The organism is Pseudomonas sp. FeN3W, from assembly GCA_030263805.2.
Classification (GTDB): Bacteria; Pseudomonadota; Gammaproteobacteria; order Pseudomonadales; family Pseudomonadaceae; genus Stutzerimonas; species Stutzerimonas stutzeri_G.
This window is the reverse complement of sequence record CP136010.1, coordinates 3,773,712-3,790,623: the sequence shown is the minus strand read 5'-3', so window position 1 is coordinate 3,790,623 and position 16,912 is coordinate 3,773,712. Positions and strand designations below refer to the sequence as shown.

At 65.6% G+C, this 16,912-nt stretch carries 21 protein-coding genes; 15 read left to right on the top strand and 6 right to left on the bottom strand.

Annotated elements, in window-relative coordinates; genetic code table 11:
• Positions 1-11 precede the first annotated feature (11 nt).
• From P5704_017875 to rutR, 3 genes are all read right to left on the bottom strand, one after another.
• Entirely contained in the window at positions 12-461 is a 450-nt protein-coding gene (locus P5704_017875) for a hypothetical protein (GenBank protein ID WOF77884.1), read from the bottom strand.
• A gap of 15 nt (positions 462-476) precedes the next feature.
• On the bottom strand, positions 477-851 hold the full coding sequence (locus tag P5704_017870) for a glyoxalase/bleomycin resistance/dioxygenase family protein (GenBank protein ID WOF77883.1): 375 nt from the start codon (positions 849-851) through the stop codon (positions 477-479).
• 108 nt (positions 852-959) lie between these two features.
• The gene (gene rutR, locus P5704_017865) at positions 960-1,670 is read right to left on the bottom strand and encodes an HTH-type transcriptional regulator RutR (GenBank protein ID WOF77882.1); all 711 of its coding nucleotides are present in this window, start codon (positions 1,668-1,670) and stop codon (positions 960-962) included.
• 283 nt (positions 1,671-1,953) lie between these two features.
• Between rutR and rutA the strand changes: the two genes are divergently transcribed.
• The 9 genes from rutA to P5704_017820 all read left to right on the top strand — a co-directional run bounded on the left by rutA (position 1,954) and on the right by P5704_017820 (position 8,684).
• Positions 1,954-3,036, top strand: coding sequence for a pyrimidine utilization protein A (rutA, locus tag P5704_017860; GenBank protein ID WOF77881.1), 1,083 nt, complete (start codon positions 1,954-1,956; stop codon positions 3,034-3,036).
• Positions 3,036-3,782, top strand: a complete 747-nt coding sequence (gene rutB / locus P5704_017855) for a pyrimidine utilization protein B (protein ID WOF77880.1) — start codon at positions 3,036-3,038, stop codon at positions 3,780-3,782. Before rutA ends, rutB begins: the two co-directional genes overlap by 1 nt.
• Positions 3,783-3,860: 78 nt before the next feature.
• Positions 3,861-4,247 carry a pyrimidine utilization protein C gene (gene rutC, locus P5704_017850; protein WOF77879.1) on the top strand — a complete coding sequence of 129 codons (387 nt, stop codon included), beginning with the start codon at positions 3,861-3,863 and terminating at the stop codon, positions 4,245-4,247.
• Between the two features lie 54 nt (positions 4,248-4,301).
• Positions 4,302-5,099, top strand: coding sequence for a pyrimidine utilization protein D (rutD, locus tag P5704_017845; protein ID WOF77878.1), 798 nt, complete (start codon positions 4,302-4,304; stop codon positions 5,097-5,099).
• A gap of 10 nt (positions 5,100-5,109) precedes the next feature.
• The gene (locus P5704_017840; protein ID WOF77877.1) at positions 5,110-5,700 is read left to right on the top strand and encodes a malonic semialdehyde reductase; all 591 of its coding nucleotides are present in this window, start codon (positions 5,110-5,112) and stop codon (positions 5,698-5,700) included.
• A 12-nt stretch (positions 5,701-5,712) separates the two neighbouring features.
• Positions 5,713-6,240: a pyrimidine utilization flavin reductase protein F gene (gene rutF / locus P5704_017835; protein ID WOF77876.1), complete on the top strand. Its 528-nt coding sequence runs from the start codon at positions 5,713-5,715 to the stop codon at positions 6,238-6,240.
• A gap of 177 nt (positions 6,241-6,417) precedes the next feature.
• The gene (dksA, locus tag P5704_017830; GenBank protein WOF77875.1) at positions 6,418-6,822 is read left to right on the top strand and encodes an RNA polymerase-binding protein DksA; all 405 of its coding nucleotides are present in this window, start codon (positions 6,418-6,420) and stop codon (positions 6,820-6,822) included.
• Positions 6,823-6,831: 9 nt separating this feature from the next.
• Positions 6,832-8,034 carry a zinc metallochaperone GTPase ZigA gene (gene zigA / locus P5704_017825; protein WOF77874.1) on the top strand — a complete coding sequence of 401 codons (1,203 nt, stop codon included), beginning with the start codon at positions 6,832-6,834 and terminating at the stop codon, positions 8,032-8,034.
• Positions 8,034-8,684 carry a DUF1826 domain-containing protein gene (locus P5704_017820; protein WOF77873.1) on the top strand — a complete coding sequence of 217 codons (651 nt, stop codon included), beginning with the start codon at positions 8,034-8,036 and terminating at the stop codon, positions 8,682-8,684. The genes zigA and P5704_017820 overlap by 1 nt, the downstream gene beginning before the upstream one ends.
• Positions 8,685-8,733: 49 nt before the next feature.
• On the opposite strand, the gene P5704_017815 is transcribed toward P5704_017820, so the two are convergent.
• Positions 8,734-9,063 carry a four-helix bundle copper-binding protein gene (locus P5704_017815; protein ID WOF77872.1) on the bottom strand — a complete coding sequence of 110 codons (330 nt, stop codon included), beginning with the start codon at positions 9,061-9,063 and terminating at the stop codon, positions 8,734-8,736.
• 210 nt (positions 9,064-9,273) lie between these two features.
• Between P5704_017815 and P5704_017810 the strand changes: the two genes are divergently transcribed.
• The 3 genes from P5704_017810 (at position 9,274) to P5704_017800 (ending at position 11,536) form a co-directional block, all read left to right on the top strand.
• Positions 9,274-9,861 (top strand): YigZ family protein, encoded by a 588-nt coding sequence (locus P5704_017810; GenBank protein ID WOF81274.1) that lies wholly within the window; start codon positions 9,274-9,276, stop codon positions 9,859-9,861.
• 460 nt (positions 9,862-10,321) lie between these two features.
• Positions 10,322-11,272 (top strand): adenosine deaminase, encoded by a 951-nt coding sequence (locus P5704_017805; GenBank protein WOF77871.1) that lies wholly within the window; start codon positions 10,322-10,324, stop codon positions 11,270-11,272.
• Between the two features lie 99 nt (positions 11,273-11,371).
• Complete coding sequence (locus P5704_017800) at positions 11,372-11,536, top strand: hypothetical protein (GenBank protein WOF77870.1); 165 nt, start codon at positions 11,372-11,374, stop codon at positions 11,534-11,536.
• 3 nt (positions 11,537-11,539) lie between these two features.
• Here the strand turns inward: P5704_017800 and P5704_017795 are convergent, their stop codons facing one another.
• The gene (locus tag P5704_017795; GenBank protein ID WOF77869.1) at positions 11,540-12,712 is read right to left on the bottom strand and encodes a Bcr/CflA family multidrug efflux MFS transporter; all 1,173 of its coding nucleotides are present in this window, start codon (positions 12,710-12,712) and stop codon (positions 11,540-11,542) included.
• Positions 12,713-12,916: 204 nt separating this feature from the next.
• Here P5704_017795 and P5704_017790 point away from each other — a divergent pair, with 204 nt between their 5' ends.
• Complete coding sequence (locus P5704_017790) at positions 12,917-13,564, top strand: TetR family transcriptional regulator (GenBank protein ID WOF77868.1); 648 nt, start codon at positions 12,917-12,919, stop codon at positions 13,562-13,564.
• A 4-nt stretch (positions 13,565-13,568) separates the two neighbouring features.
• Here P5704_017790 and P5704_017785 read toward each other — a convergent pair whose 3' ends face one another.
• Positions 13,569-13,760, bottom strand: coding sequence for a cation transporter (locus tag P5704_017785; protein WOF77867.1), 192 nt, complete (start codon positions 13,758-13,760; stop codon positions 13,569-13,571).
• Positions 13,761-13,908: 148 nt separating this feature from the next.
• Between P5704_017785 and P5704_017780 the strand changes: the two genes are divergently transcribed.
• Together P5704_017780 and cueR are read left to right on the top strand one after the other, a co-directional pair.
• Positions 13,909-16,287 carry a heavy metal translocating P-type ATPase gene (locus tag P5704_017780; GenBank protein WOF77866.1) on the top strand — a complete coding sequence of 793 codons (2,379 nt, stop codon included), beginning with the start codon at positions 13,909-13,911 and terminating at the stop codon, positions 16,285-16,287.
• A 13-nt stretch (positions 16,288-16,300) separates the two neighbouring features.
• Entirely contained in the window at positions 16,301-16,744 is a 444-nt protein-coding gene (gene cueR, locus P5704_017775; protein WOF77865.1) for a Cu(I)-responsive transcriptional regulator, read from the top strand.
• The last annotated feature ends 168 nt before the right edge of the window (positions 16,745-16,912 follow it).

The following is a 16,912-nucleotide window of genomic DNA, read 5'->3' as shown; positions in this document are numbered from 1 at the left end:
CCCGGCGGAGCTCAACGCTCAGGATTCACACGTCCCTGAAAAGGAAAGGCTCCGCCAGCCTCCAGCACGCGCTCCAGCGAACGAGCCTCCTCACGGCTCGCCGTAATCCGGAAACGGAGGTAGCAACGCTCTTCGAGAAACGCCTGCCGACCCGCTTCCGTTCGGAGGTCGTAGCCATCGATGCTGCCGGCAAAGTACAGATGTTTAGCCAGTATCGACTGGGCACTCCGGACATCGGCAGGGTTGTTCCAGTCACCGCCAGCCCTGAGGATCAGCCTGCTCTGGCGAGACTTCCGATGTTGAGTCAACCGCTTGCGCAGGTTGACGCCAATCCCAACCTTCAACGCCGCGCCGTCATCCTTGTAGATCTCATAGAGCCCCGGCAGCGCAGGCACGTACCGTTCGATCTCCGAGAAGCGGATGCACGTCATAGTCCAGGAATCACAGGTAGCGCTCTTCATCAGGCCGCCTGAATGTCAGGACGCGGTGTCTTCGGAAACCAGATGGATGATATTCGCCGGGCTCGATATCCAGAATGCCCTGAAGCCCTCCGGCAGGGGTTCGATTTCGTCCCGGCGGGCACAGCCGTGTTCTTCAAGGCGGGCGGCGGCACTCTCCAGTTCATCCGTGACGACCTCCAGCCATATTTCCGCCTGGCTGATGCCCGGCACGCAGTCCAGCCAGAGCACCTTGCCGCCGAAATCGAAGCGCGGCGTGTGCTCACCCTCAGCCCCCGCCGGGGTGAGTTCTGCCAGTGCGAGCATCTCGCGGTAGAACGCGAGCGTCCGCTGGTACTCATGGGTAGGCACCTTCATCGCGATGTTTCGGCCGGGGTGGAATCTCGGTTTCATCGTTTCACTCCATGGGGGCGCTGATACCGGAGGTCGCCCAGGCGCTTCGGCCCCGCGGGTAGAGCAGGCAGTACAGACCGCAGTGGCCGTTCGCGCAAGCTCAGAGGCTCAACGCGGCCTCACCCCATCGAGTATCAGCGCCTGCAGGCTCTTGAGCGTTTCCTCGAAGAACGCCGGATCATCCAGCGTCTTGCCGGCCACGGCCTCGACCTGCACACGGAAGTCGGCGTAGTGCTGGGTGGTCGCCCATAGCGAGAAGATCAGGTGGTGCGGCGCGATGGCTGCGAGCTTGCCGGCGTCGATCCAGGCCTGGATCACCGCGACCTTGTTCTCCACCAGGTCGTGCAGCGGCTGCTGCAGCTCGCCCAGCAGCAATGGTGCGCCCTGCATGATCTCCATGCAGAACAGCCGCGATTCGGCGGGATGGTCACGGGACAGTTCGAGCTTGACCCGCAGGTAATTACGAATCGCCTCGACCGGGTCCTGCTCGACGGAGAACGCCTGCAGCGGCTGCAGCCAGACCTCCAGCAGCTGGCGCAGGACGTTGGTGTAAAGCTCTTCCTTGCTGCCGAAGTAGTACAGCAGGTTGGTCTTGGACACGTCCGCCTGGGTCGCCACCTGGTCGAGGCTGGTGCCGTGCAGGCCGAAACGGGAGAACAGATCGAGCGCGGCCTGCAGGATCGTGGCGCGCTTGCTTTCGATCATGCGCAGGCGGCGGTCCTGGGCGCTGGCGCTCGGCACGCGAACTGCGCCCTTTGGCCGTGGACTCTTGCTGGCGGTGAGGCGCTTGCGGGGCGGAACGAGGGGCTGGTCTGTCACGGGATTACCGGATGGGTTCGAACGAGGCGCTACTGTAGCGCGGCGAGCGCGCGACGCACGAGCGACGAAGGCGGCGAGCGACTGCTGCACGATCTTCGTGCGCCGCGCACAAACCAGGTGCTCCGATTCGGACCAAACGGTCCACATCACACTCTATAAATCACTCATCTGATTGATTAAAAAGGCAAATCACTTTCTGGCCTGCATCCTGCAAAGCCCCTGCGACCCTGCCCGTCACGTTCGGGCAGCGCTTTCTAAGCCATTGCGTACAGAGGTGCTACCCATGGATGTTGGTGTTTTCATTCCGATCGGCAACAACGGCTGGCTCATCTCCGAGAACGCGCCGCAGTACATGCCGTCCTTCGAACTCAACAAGGCCATCGTGCAGAAGGCCGAGGGCTACGGCTTCGACTTCGCCCTGTCGATGATCAAACTGCGCGGCTTCGGTGGTAAGACCGAGTTCTGGGAGCACAACCTGGAGTCCTTCACGCTGATGGCGGGCCTGGCCGCGGTCACCAGCAAGATCCAGCTGTTCGCCACCGCCGCCACCCTGACCCTGCCGCCGGCCATCGTCGCGCGCATGGCCTCGACCATCGATTCGATCTCCGGTGGCCGCTTCGGCGTGAATCTCGTCACCGGCTGGCAGAAACCGGAATACACGCAGATGGGCATGTGGCCGGGCGATGAGTTCTTCGGCACCCGTTATCAGTATCTCGGCGAGTACGCCCAGGTGTTGCGCGACCTCTGGGAAACCGGGCGCAGCGACTTCAAGGGCGAGCACTTCCAGATGGAGGACTGCCGCGTCAGCCCGACACCCCAGGCGGACATGAAGATCATCTGCGCCGGCTCCTCTGACGCGGGCATGGCCTTCTCGGCGCAGTACGCCGACTACAACTTCTGCTTCGGCAAGGGCGTCAACACCCCCACCGCCTTCGCCCCGGCCGCCGAACGGCTGCAGGCGGCCTGTGCCAAGACCGGCCGCCACGTCACTTCCTGCGTACTGTTCATGGTCATCGCCGACGAAACCGACGAAGCCGCCCGAGCCAAGTGGGAGCACTACAAGGCCGGCGCCGACGAGGAAGCCATCGCCTGGCTCGGCGAGCAGGGCGCCGCCGATAAGGGCGCCGACAGCAACATCCGGCAGATGGCCGATCCGACTTCGGCGGTGAACATCAACATGGGCACGCTGGTGGGCTCCTACGCCAACGTCGCGCGGATGCTCGACGAGATCGCCACGGTGCCCGGCATGCAGGGCGTGATGCTGACCTTCGACGACTTCCTCGAGGGCGTCGAAGCCTTCGGCCAGAAGATCCAGCCGCTGATGCAGAGCCGCCGGCACATCACCGCGCTGAAGGAGTCGGCCTGATGAGCGCCGTCGAACAGGTTTCCGGCTACGGCCTGAGCGCGCCCGACGAACCCGTACAGCTGCCGGCGCGCCCCGAGCCACTGGCGATGAAAGCCAGTGAAACCGCGCTGATCGTGGTGGACATGCAGAACGCCTACGCCAGCCGCGGCGGCTATCTCGACCTGGCGGGCTTCGATGTTTCGGCGACCCAGCCGGTGATCGCGAAGATCCGCCAGGCGCTGGCTGCAGCCCGCGCCGTCGGCATGCAGGTGATCTTTCTGCAGAACGGCTGGGACAACGGGTACATCGAGGCCGGTGGACCGGGCTCGCCCAATTGGCACAAGTCCAACGCGCTGAAGACCATGCGCAAGCGCCCGGAACTGGCCGGCACGCTGCTGGCCAAGGGCGGCTGGGATTACGCGCTGGTGGACGAACTCGCACCGCAGCCCGGCGACATCCTGGTGCCCAAGCCCCGTTACAGCGGCTTCTTCAATTCGCAGCTGGACAGCACCCTGCGCGCCCGTGGCATCCGCAACCTGGTGTTCACCGGTATCGCCACCAACGTGTGCGTGGAATCGACCCTGCGCGACGGGTTCCACCTGGAGTACTTCGGCGTGGTGCTGGCCGATGCCACCCACCAGGCCGGGCCGGAATTCGCCCAGCAGGCGGCGCTGTACAACATCGAGACGTTCTTCGGCTGGGTCTCCAGCGTCGATGCCTTCTGCCAGAGCTTCGCGACCGCGTCAGAGGTGGCGGTCGCCAGCTGATTACCCCAAATGCCCGACCGCGGCGCCCGCAGAGGCGCCCGCCGGGTTCGCCTGAATGCCTTGCAAGGAATCAACGATATGCCCAAGCAATCCATCATCCCCGCCGGCTCCGGCAAACCGCTCGCGCCCTACGTGCCCGGCTCGATGGCCGATGGCGTGGTCTACGTCTCCGGCACCCTGCCCTTCGACAAGGACAACAACGTGGTCCATGTCGGCGACGCCGCCGCGCAGACCCGCCACGTGCTGGAAACCATCAAGGGCGTCGTCGAGGCCGCCGGCGGCAGCATGGACGACGTCACCTTCAACATGATCATGCTCACCGACTGGGCCAACTACGCCAAGGTCAACGAGGTGTATGCCGAGTACTTCCCCGGCGAGAAGCCGGCACGCTACTGCATCCAGTGCGGGCTGGTGAAGCCCGATGCGCTGATCGAGATCGCCAGCATCGCCCACATCGGCCAATAGCGCCTGCCGGAGCGGGCCAGCCGGCTCGCTGACCGACTGCACGGAGGAAGTGACATGCACTACGAACTTCATGGCCGCATGGAACCGGATGCACCGACCCTGGTGCTGAGCTCCGGCCTCGGCGGCGCGGCTGCCTTCTGGACGCCGCAGCTGCCCGCACTGTCCCAGGACTACCGGGTGCTGGTCTACGATCAGCTGGGGACCAACAGGAGCCCGGCGAACCTGCCGGCGGGCTATTCCATCGAATCCATGGCCGTGGAATTGCTGGAGCTGCTGGACACCCTGGGTATCCGCCGCTGCCACTTCATCGGCCACGCCCTCGGCGGGCTGGTCGGCTTGCAGATCGCCCTGCTGCGACCGCAACTGTTGCAGAGCCTGGTGCCGATCAATGCCTGGAGCAGCCCCAATCCGCACAGCACGCGCTGTTTCGCGGTGCGCCTGAAACTGCTGCACGACAGCGGTCCGGCAGCCTATGTGCAGGCGCAGTCGCTGTTCCTCTATCCGGCCGACTGGATCGCAGCCAACAGCGAGCGCCTGGCATGCGACGATGCCCATGCACTGACGCATTTCCCTGCGACGATGAATCTGGTGCGGCGCATCGAAGCACTGCTGGCCTTCGATATCGAGGCCGAGCTGCCGCGCATCACCGCCCCGACCCTGCTGATCGCCAACCGCGACGACATGCTGGTGCCCTGGCAGCGTTCGCAGCACCTGGCCGACCTCATGCCCAACGCCCAGCTGGCGCTGCTGAACTATGGAGGCCACGCTTCCAGCGTCAGCGACAGCGAACCCTTCAACCAGATCCTGCTGGACCATCTTGCCGAGCAATGCGGCCAGGTCGCGGCAGCCTGAGGACCCGAACATGCACGCCCCCATCGACTCGAATGCCCTCGCGACGCTGTTCAGCGAGGCCCGCACCCACAGCGCCTGGCTGGACAAGCCCGTGCCCGACGCCCTGCTCGAACAACTCTACGAGCACGTCCGTCTCGGCCCCACCGCGGTCAACAGCTGCCCGGCGCGCTTCGTCTTCGTGCGCAGCGCCGAGGGTAAGCAGAAGCTCGCGCCCTGCCTGTCCAAGGGCAACCTGGACAAGACCATGGCCGCGCCGGTCACGCTGATCGTCGCCTACGACGAAGATTTCCCGGAAACCCTGCCGGAGCTGTTCCCCCACGCCGACGCGCGCAGCTGGTACGCCGGGCAGCCGGCACTGATCACCGAGAACGCGCTGCGCAACAGCTCGCTGCAGGCGGGTTACCTGATCCTCGCTGCCCGCGCCCTGGGGCTCGATTGCGGGCCTATGTCCGGCTTCGACGGCAAGACGCTGGATGCCGCCTTCTTTGCCGGCACGAGCTGGAAATCCAACCTGCTGATCAACCTCGGCTACGGCGACGCCAGCAAGCTGCGTGACCGCCTGCCACGCCTGCCCTTCGGCCGCGCCTGCGTCCTCGCCTGATGGAGACAGACCATGCAACTGGCTCAATGCGAAACCGCTAGTAAATTCAGCGCCCCGCTGATCCGCCAGGACTACCGCGATGCCATGGCGCGCCTGGCTGCAGCGGTCAACATCATCACCACAGACGGCCCCAGCGGCCGCGCCGGCTTCACCGCCACCGCGGTGTGCAGCGTCACCGACGAACCGCCGACGCTGCTGGTGTGCCTGAACCGCAGCGCATCGGCGCATCCGATCGTCACCGCCAACGGGCAACTCTGCGTGAACACACTGGCCGGCGCACAGCGGGACTTGTCCAACCTGTTCGGCGGCAAGACGCCCATGGCCGAACGCTTCGCCGCGGCGCAGTGGAGCACCGGCGTAACCGGCTCGCCGCTGCTCGACGGCGCCACGGTATCGTTCGACTGCCGCATCAGCCACAGCGCCAGCGTCGGCACCCACGACATCCTCTACTGCGAGGTGCTCGCCGTGTACCGTCGCGACAGCAGCGACGCGCTGGTGTACTTCGGCCGCAACTACCACGGGCTGCCCGGCGCCGTCTGATCGCTTAGCTGCCACCACCACCCGAGCCCGCCGCGCGATCCGCGCCGCGGGCTTTTTCTTCGCGTCAGGAATGACGCTGCCTATCCGTGAGCCATTTTCAACACGCAAACAGCACTTGCATCAGGATCAAAATTGTTATGTTATAACTAAAACATAATTTCCAACACGTGCCTCCCGATGACCGAAGCCGAACTACTCGCCCAGCCCGCCGAGGCGTACATGAACGCCGACCAGCAGGCCTTCTTCCGCGACCTGCTTTTGCGCCAACGCGCCGAGCTGCAGGCGCATATCGAGGAGGAATTCCAGGCGCTACGCGAACAGGAGCCGAGCAGCGATCCGGCCGATATCGGCAGCGCAGAAGAACAGCGCCACTGGCAGCTGCGCGTGCTGGAGCGGGAGAAAAAGCTGCTCGACAAGATCGACGCCGCGCTGGATGCCATCGCCCGCGGCGAGTACGGCTGGTGCGCCGAAACCGGCGACCCCATCGGGTTGCAGCGCCTGCTGCTGCGCCCCACCACGACGCTGTCCATCGAGGCGAAGCAACGCCAGGAACAGCGCGAAAAACACCAACGATCCGCCTGAGAGACCGCCATGAACCGCCTCCCCGTTACCGTCCTGTCCGGCTTCCTCGGTGCCGGCAAGAGCACCCTGCTCAACCACATCCTGAAGAACCGCGACGGCCGCCGCGTGGCGGTGATCGTCAACGACATGAGCGAGATCAACATCGACGGCAACGAGGTGCAGCGCGGCGTCAGCCTCAATCGCGCCGAAGAGAAGCTGGTGGAGATGAGCAACGGCTGCATCTGCTGCACCCTGCGCGAAGACCTGCTCGAAGAAGTCGGCAAGCTCGCCCGCGAGGGCCGCTTCGACTACCTGCTGATCGAGTCCACCGGGATCTCCGAACCGCTGCCAGTGGCCGAAACCTTCACCTTCCGCGATGAACAGGGCCAGAGCCTGGCCGATCTGGCACGGCTGGACACCATGGTCACGGTGGTCGACGGGGTGAACTTCCTGCGCGACTTCCACGAGGCCGAGAGCCTGGCCAGTCACGGCGAAACCCTTGGCGAGGACGACGAACGCTCGGTCACCGAGCTGCTGATCGAACAGGTGGAGTTCGCCGACGTCATCCTGATCAGCAAGATCGACCTGATTTCCGCCGCCGAACGCGAGGAGCTGAGCGCCATCCTCGGCCGGCTCAACACCCACGCCGAGATCCTGCCGATGAGCATGGGTCAGGTGCCGCTCGACCGAATCCTCGACACCGGTCGTTTCGATTTCGAACGCGCCGCCCAGGCGCCCGGCTGGCTCAAGGAAATGCGCGGTGAGCATGTGCCGGAAACCGAGGAATACGGCATCGCCTCCACCGCCTACCTGGCGCGCCGGCCGTTCCATCCGCAGCGTTTCTACAACTTCCTTAACCGCGAGTGGAGCAACGGCCGCCTGCTGCGCTCCAAGGGCTTCTTCTGGCTCGCTACCCGCCCCGAGGAAGCCGGCAGCTGGTCGCAGGCCGGTGGGTTGATGCGCTACGACTACGCCGGGCGCTGGTGGCACTTCACGCCGGAGTCGGCCTGGCCGAGCGACCGCGAAAGCCGCACGGCGATCCTCGGCAAGTCCCGCGGCGAGTTCGGCGATTGCCGCCAGGAACTGGTCTTCATCGGGCAGAACATCGACTTCAACCGGCTGCGCCGCGAGCTGGACGCCTGCCTGCTGAACGACAGCGAATGGGCCGTGGGCGTCGATGGCTGGCTGCGCCTGCCGGACCCGTTCGGTCCCTGGCACGAGCAGGTTGCCTGATGCTGGCGCAGCGGATCATCCGTCCACAGCCGCGCCAGCTGCTGGGCAACTCTCCGGCGATACTCGGCGAAGCGCTGAACGAGGGCGTCAACCTCAGCGTATGGCAGCGCCAGCTGCCGCTGCATATTGCCGAATTCGCCGAGACACTTCTGGCGCTGGGCGAGCCGCTGGCGGAGTCGCTGACCCTCGAACCGATCGGCGACGGCGACGGCGAGCTGCAGCTGCCAACCCTGGCGGCAGCCCATCGGGACGTTGCCGGCCACGCCGGTTTCGTTGCCGACGTGGCCTGGCTGGTGCGGGCGTTCAGCTGCCTGGTCGATGCGCGGCGCATCGGCCTGCGCCTGCGGCTGCTGGACAAGCCCATGTGCCCGCGTTTCCACGTCGATCATGTGCCGCTGCGGCTGATCACCACCTATGCCGGCGCGGGCAGCGAATGGCTTCGCGAGAACGGCATGCCACGTCGGCGTCTCGGTGATCCGGCAGCCGAACCGACAGACCCGGCCGCCATCGAGCAGCTCGGGGCTGGCGACGTGGCGTTGTTCAAGGGGGAGAAATGGCTGGGTAACGAAGGCGCCGGGATCATTCACCGCTCGCCGCAGGCAACCAGCACCGAGCGCCGCCTGATCCTGACGCTGGACTGGCTGGCCTGAAGCAGAAGGGCCGACAGCCGCAGCTGCAGCCCTCCGGATCGACGACCGGTCAGGCCGCCATCTTTTCGCACTCTTCAGCGCACTTGCGACAGGCTTCGGCGCAGGCCTGGCAATGGTCGTGCTGGTGCTTGCCGCACTCCTCGGCACAGTCGCGGCAGACCTGCGCACAGAGCTTGCAGAAGGCTTTGGCATAGGCGCTGTCGCGGGTCATCAGCACCGCCGCGATCGCACACATGTCGGTGCAATCACGATCGAGCTCGATGCAGCGCGCCATCATCTTCACGTCGTCCTCGCGCAGGCAGGAGGCCGCGCAGGTCTCGCAGACCAGGGCGCAATTGGAACAGGCCTGGATGCATGACTGGTAACTGGAGTTGAGCATGGTGTTTCCTCCTTTTCTCTAGCCGGTAGGAAGTGGCTCTGGTAGGTGCCACTGGCGTCAGGCGCGAGCCACGCCTTACCAAGTAGGGGTCCGAGGTGGCCGCATAAGTTCAGCCCGTTGGCCGGATGGTCCTGGCCGCCCGGCCTTTGCGACGACTCCGACGCGGCTACAATGCTCGCCCCGTTGCGCTATCCGGAAGCCACATTTCTCATGCCCTTCACCCTGTCCGCGCCGTGCGAACTGCTGGAAGTCATCAGCAAGAGCCGTTTCCTGGCCAAGGCCGCACCGGTTCAAAGTCCGGAAGACGCGCAGGCATTCATCCAGGCGGTCAGCGATCCGACCGCTACGCATAACTGCTGGGCGTGGAAGATCGGCAATCAATACCGCTTCAGCGATGACGGCGAGCCCGGCGGCACGGCGGGAAGACCAATGCTCACGGCCATAGAAGGGCAGGATTTCGATCGGGTTGCGGTGGTGGTGATCCGCTGGTTCGGCGGCATCAAGCTAGGCACCGGCGGCCTCGCCCGTGCCTACGGCGGCACCACCGCCAAATGTCTGCAGGCCGGCGAGCACAGCGAGCTGGTCTCGCGCTCGCGCTGCCGCTGTCATTGCCGCTTCGCCGAACTGGCGCTGCTCAAGGCGCGCCTGGGCGATTTCGAAGCGCTGCTGGAAGCCGAGCATTTCGATGCCGAAGGCGCGACGCTGGAGATTGCCCTTCCCGCCGCTCAGCTGAAGCCGCTGGAAAGATTGCTCGCTGATATCACCCGTGGGCGCAGCCAGCTGGAAGCCATGGAATAGACACGTCGTTGCCCACAAATACTGTGGACGCAATTGTGGATAACAATTGTATGGCCGCCTGGAAAGCGCTTGCGGCGGGCGCTCGAGAAAACTGCACATTTTTTGATCAAGCAGCCTCCCGCGCCCCAATGGAGTGCGTTAAGCACTTGAATTACTGCGTTTTTTGACTGAGTAGTCGGCTACTGACGTTTTGCCATCAATCGTATTCTGCCAGCTCGAGGTTATGCCCGAATCGAGTGGAGAACTTTGTGGATAACATTGGGAACAACCGCGCCAGCGCCCGTCAGATCTGGGCTGCAGACCGCTGGTCAATTAATCGCCAAACCGCAGTAATGGCAATGAAGCGGTCATTCGGCTGTCACCCAGATGTGCCAGGCGGGACAAACTGGTCGGCTGGCATATCGGTTGCTCCAACCCGCCGGATAGAATGCCCCCACACCCGCAAGACGAGAATTTCGCGATGCACGACTGGCTCAACAATCTGCCCAAGGCCGAACTCCACCTGCACCTGGAGGGCTCGCTGGAGCCTGAACTGATGTTCCGCCTGGCCGAGCGCAACAAGATCGCCCTGCCCTGGAACGACGTCGAGGCCCTGCGCAGCGCCTACAACTTCGGCAACCTGCAGGAATTCCTCGACCTCTACTATGCCGGCGCCGACGTGCTGCGCACCGAGCAGGATTTCTACGACCTGACCTGGGCCTACCTGCAGAAGTGCGAAGAGCAGAACGTGGTGCATACCGAGCCCTTCTTCGACCCGCAGACCCACACCGACCGTGGCGTGCCGTTCGAGGCCGCGCTCAACGGCATCAGCGCCGCGCTGGCCGATGGCCGTGAACTGCTGGGCATCAGCAGCGGGCTGATCCTCAGCTTCCTGCGGCACCTGCCGGAAGAGGAAGCCTTCAAGACCCTGGAACAGGCGCTGCCCTATCGCAATGCCTTCTTCGCCGTCGGCCTCGACAGCTCCGAAGTCGGCCACCCGCCGAGCAAGTTCCAGCGCGTGTTCGACAAGGCGCGTGGCGAAGGCTTGCTCACCGTTGCCCATGCCGGCGAGGAAGGCCCGCCCGAGTACATCTGGCAGGCGCTCGATCTGCTCAAGGTCAGCCGTATCGACCACGGCGTGCGTGCTGCCGAAGACCCGAAGCTGATCGCCCGGCTGATCGAGGAGCAGATTCCGCTGACCGTCTGCCCGCTGTCCAACACCAAGCTCAAGGTGTTCGCCGACATGCGCCAGCACAACATCCTCGACCTGCTGGAGCAGGGTGTGAAGGTCACGGTGAACTCCGACGACCCGGCCTACTTCGGCGGCTACGTGACGGAGAATTTCGTCGCGCTGCACGAGGGCCTGGGCATGACCGAGGAACAGGCCCGGCGCCTGGCGCAGAACAGCCTGGACGCGCGCCTGGCCTACTGAGCCATTCGTCGGCGCAAGGCCGACCTGCGACACCATGGCTCGCCACGCGAGCCATGGCTGCGCCTAGACTGAGCGGCGCCAACATGCGAGGAGATCGCCATGAACATTCTCGTCCGCCCGCTGACACCGTCACCCGACAGCGCCTGGCAGGTATGCCTCGACCAGCAGAAAGTCACCTTTCGCAGCGAAGCCGAGGCACGCGCCTTCGTCGAAACCCTGCACCGTCGCCTGCAGGCGCCGCATCCCCTGCCACTCAGCGCCTGACAGTCATTCCGTGCTGGCGCGCGCCGTGGTGTAGGCCACGATCGTTGCCAGCAGGCCACACAGGCTGATGATCGCCGCCAATGGCACTGCGGTGCCGTTGTGCAAAGCCCCCACCGCGGATGCAGCGACCGCCGCAATGGTGAATTGCAGGCTGCCGAGCAGGGCCGAGGCGCTGCCGGCATTGGCACGCTGGTCGGCCATGGCGCAGGCCGTGGCGTTCGGCAGCAGGCAACCGAGGCAGGACACGCAGCAGAACAGCGGAATCAGCAACGGCCACAGCGCTGCAGGCTGCGCGGCCGCGACCGCCAGCAGCGCCAGCGCACTGCCGAAGAAGAACCACACCCAGCGCCGCACCCAGAATTCCGGCCCGCGCCAGCGCACCAGCCGCACGTTGACCTGCGCCATGAGGATGAAACCCGCCGCATTGATGCCGAACAGCCAGCCGAAATGCTCGGGCTTGACGCCATACAGCTCGATGAAGACGAACGGCGAGCCGGTGATGTAGGCGAACATCCCCGCCATGCACAGCGCGCCGGTCAGCACGTGGCCCATGAAGAAGCGATCGCGGAACAGCCGCAGATACTGCCCCAGCGCACCGGACATCGGCTGGCGCGGCAGCCCGGCCGGATAGGTTTCCTGCAGCCAGAGCGTGACCGCCGCCAGGCAGATCGCGCTGAACAGCGTCAGCAGGATGAAGATCGACGGCCAACCGAACGTCGCCAGCAACGCGCCGCCCGCCACTGGCGCAAGGATCGGCGCCAGGCCCATCACCAGCATCAGCTGCGAGAACACCTTGGCGCTGGTCATCGGATCGCACAGGTCACGCACCACAGCACGCGCCACCACCATGCCAGCACAGCCACCGAGCGCCTGGACGAAACGCACGCCGATCAGCCAGTCCATGGACGGCGCGAAGGCACTGGCCAGCGACGCCAGGGTGAACAGCGTCACACCGACCAGCAGCGGCCCACGCCGCCCGTAGCGATCGGCCAGCGGCCCGTAGACCAGCTGACCGATGGCCAGGCCGACGAAATAGGCCGCCAGCGAAAGCTGCACGTGATCGACGCTGGTGCCGAACGACTCCGCCAGCAAGGGGAAGGCCGGCAGGTACATATCGATTGCCAGAGGGCCGAACGCGCTGAGCGCGCCCAGTATGAGAAGAATCCGCAGGGACATCAGAGGCTCGCATGCTGGAAAGAAGACGTGCCGGGTGCGTTTGTTGGGACCTCGACCGTGCCCGGGAATTTGCACCGACGCGCAAGATGCTGTTACATACACCGCCGATTGTAAACATGCATCGCGACAAGATGCGCCGTTACACTGGCCGCCCTCCATCGCTGCTGGACGCCCGAAGCAGCCGTCATCTGCCTGAATCTGCCCATGCGCCGAACCAAAGAAGAAGCCGAGAAAACCCGTATCGCCATCCTCGCCTCTGCCGAGCGGCTGTTTCTGGACAAGGGGGTGGCCCACACCAGCCTCGACCAGATCGCTCGTGATGCCGGTGTGACGCGCGGCGCGGTGTACTGGCACTTTCAGAACAAGGCGCACCTGTTCCACGAAATGCTCAACCAGATTCGCCTGCCCCCGGAGCAGATGAACGAACGGCTGTGCGCCTGCGACCAACAGCAGCCGCTACTGTCACTGATCGCCCTGCGCAACCTGACGGTCGAAGCCATCAGCACCCTGGCCAGCAACGAGCAGAAGCGCCGGATCTTCACCATCCTGCTGCACAAGTGCGAGTTCACCGACGAATTGCGTGAAGCCGAGGAACGCCATCACGCCTTCATCAACCAGTTCATCGATCTGTGCGAAGACCTGCTGCGCAACGCCTCGGCCTGCCTGCGCCCCGGTGTCACGCCGCGGCTCGCCGCGCTGTCGCTGCATGCCATGGTGGTCGGACTGTTCACCGATTGGACGCGCGACACCGAACTGTTCGCTCCAGAGGTCGATACCAAGGCGCTGATCGACCCGCTGTTCCGCGGCCTGGTCCGCGACTGGCCGGACGATCCCGACCAGCCCGCCGCGTGAGCGATCAGCTCACCTGATAACCCTCTTCGCTGATCGCCTGGCGAATCGCCTGCTCGCTGGCACTGCTCTGGACCTGCACGGTTCCGGCCGCCAGGTCGACCCGCACCTGCGCCTGCGGGTCCAGCGCCTGGATGGCCCGGGTTACCGCACGCTCGCAGTGGCTGCAGGTCATTCCGCTCACGTTGAATACTTGCATCGTCTCTCTCCTCGACTGGTGAATGCGCCGATTCTCGACCTTGCCATCCGGGCAAGGTCAAGGCACCCGCTGTCGCAGATCATGGTGTTGACCTTGCCATAGGGTTAAGGTCGATCCTGCAGTCATCGCAATCCGAGGAGTCACTGCCATGTCCAGCGCCATCCATACGCTGCCGGTCAGCGGTATGACCTGCGCCAGCTGCGCCGGCCGCGTCGAACGCGCCCTGCTTAAGGTGCCGGGTGTCGCCGCGGCCAACGTCAACCTGGCCAACGAACAGGTGCGTATCGAAGGCGATGACCTGGGCGTGGCGACGCTGATCGAGGCCGTGGAAAAGGCCGGTTACGGCGTACCGCTGCAGAGCATCGAGCTGAACATCAAGGGCATGACCTGCGCCAGTTGCGTCGGCCGGGTCGAACGCGCCCTGCTCAAGGTGCCCGGTGTACGCAGCGCCGCGGTGAATCTGGCCAGCGAGCGCGCGCATGTCGAAGTGACCGGTACGCCCGACCCCACCGTGCTGATCCAGGCGGTCGAGGCCGCTGGCTACCAGGCGAGCGCCGGCGACCAGCAGCAACCCACACAGGACGCCGAACGTCGCCTGCGGCGCGAACGCTGGGCGGTGATCGCCGCCCTGCTGCTGGCCGCACCGCTGGTGCTGCCGATGTTCGCCGAACTGTTCGGCGGCCACTGGATGCTGCCGGCATGGATTCAGTTCCTGCTCGCCACACCAGTGCAGTTCATTCTCGGCGCGCGCTTCTACGTCGCCGGCTGGAAGGCGCTGCGCGCCGGTGCCGGCAACATGGACCTGCTGGTCGCCATCGGCACCAGCGCCGGTTACGGCCTGAGCCTCTATCAATGGTGGGCGACCCCGGCCGGACAGATGCCGCATCTGTACTTCGAAGCCTCGGCGGTGGTGATCGCCCTGGTGCTGCTGGGCAAGTACCTGGAAAGCCGCGCCAAACGCCAGACCAGCGCGGCGATCCGTGCGCTCGAAGCCTTGCGCCCGGACCGAGCGACACGGGTAGTCGACGGCCGCGAGGAAGACGTCGCCATCGCCGCGCTACGTCTCGACGACCTGGTGCTGGTCAAGCCCGGCGAGCGTTTCCCGGTGGACGGCGAAGTGGTCGAGGGCGAAAGCCAGGCCGACGAAGCGCTGATCAGCGGCGAGAGCCTGCCGGTGAACAAGGCGCCGGGCGACCGCATCACCGGTGGCGCGATCAATGGCGAGGGCCGCCTGCTGGTGCGCACCACCGCGCTCGGCGGCGAGACCGTGCTGGCGCGAATCATCCGCCTGGTCGAAGACGCCCAGGCGGCCAAGGCGCCGATCCAGAAGCTGGTGGACAAGGTCAGCCAGGTGTTCGTCCCGGCCGTGCTGGTGATCGCCGTGGCCACGCTGATCGGCTGGCTGCTCAATGGCGCGCCGGCCGAGGTCGCGCTGATCAACGCCGTGGCCGTGTTGGTCATCGCTTGTCCCTGCGCCCTCGGCCTGGCCACGCCGGCGGCGATCATGGCCGGCACCGGCGTGGCGGCGCGCCACGGCATCCTGATCAAGGACGCCGAGGCGCTGGAAGTCGCCCATGCGGTCACGGCCGTGGCGTTCGACAAGACCGGCACGCTCACCTCGGGCAAGCCGCAGATCATCCACCTGCACGCCGTGGGCGGCGACGAAGCACGGATACTGCGCCTGGCCGGCGCCCTGCAGCGGGGCAGCGAACACCCGCTGGCGCGCGCCGTGCTCGAGCGCTGCGAAGCCGACGCCATCGTGCTGCCGGATGTGCAGAAGAGCCAGGCCCTGAGCGGCCGCGGCATCGCCGGAGCGCTGGATGGTCAGCAGCTGGCGCTGGGCAACCGGCGCATGCTCGAAGAGTACGGCCTGCAGCCGGGCGAGCTGCTGGAAACCGCCCAGCGCTGGGAAGCCGAGGGTCGCACCCTCTCCTGGCTGGTGGAACATGCACCCGAGCCGCGCATCCTCGGCCTGTTCGCCTTCGGTGACAGCCTCAAGGACGGCGCCGCCGCGGCGATTGCCGGGCTCGCGGCGCGGCATATCCGCAGCCACCTGATCACCGGCGACAACCGTGGCAGCGCGCGGGTGGTGGCCGAAGCGCTGCACATCGACGACGTGCATGCCGAGGTGCTGCCGGCGGACAAGGCCGCCACCGTCGCCGAGCTGAAGAACGGCGGCGCCGTGGTGGCGATGGTCGGCGACGGCATCAACGATGCCCCGGCCCTGGCCGCAGCGGACGTCGGCATCGCCATGGGCGGCGGCACCGACGTGGCCATGCACGCCGCCGGCATCACCCTGATGCGCGGCGATCCGCGCCTGGTGCCGGCCGCACTGGAGATCAGCCGGCGTACCTACCGCAAGATCCAGCAGAACCTGTTCTGGGCCTTCATCTACAACCTGGTGGGCATACCGCTCGCCGCCTTCGGCTTTCTCAGCCCGGTGGTGGCCGGCGCGGCGATGGCCCTGTCGAGCGTCAGCGTGGTCAGCAACGCCCTGCTGCTGCGTTCCTGGAAACCGCAAGAATGATCGGGAGCACGCCATGAACATCGGTCAGGCAGCCAAGCACAGCGGTCTCACGGCGAAGATGATCCGCTACTACGAATCCATCGGTCTGCTCACGCCGGCCGGGCGTGGCGCCAATGGCTATCGCCACTACAACGAGCGCGACCTGCATCAGCTGGCCTTCATCCGCAGCGCCCGCGACCTGGGTTTCTCGCTGGAGGAAGTCGGCAAGCTGCTGGCCCTGTGGCAGGACCGCCAGCGCGCCAGCGCCGACGTGAAAGCCCTGGCCGGCGCGCATATCGACGAGCTGAATCGCAAGATCGCCGAGCTGGTCGGCCTGCGCGACACGCTGCAGGAACTGGTCGACCACTGTCAGGGCGATGACCGCCCGGACTGCCCGATCCTGCAGGGCATAGAAGGCGGTTGCTGCAACGCCCCATCATCCCGACCGGCCGCAATCCCCTCGCCAGGCAAAGGCTGACGCCGGTCCGCGCCCTACAAACGCCCCCTCTCCAGCGCGCCGGGCGTCCGCCATCGGCGCGCTGCGACCATTCCTAGATTTACATTCAAGTTCGTATGCTCGCGGCCGAAAGAGGGGCCCGAAGACACCCGCGGGCCGCCGGTAAGGCACCCGTTCGGATCGAACTAT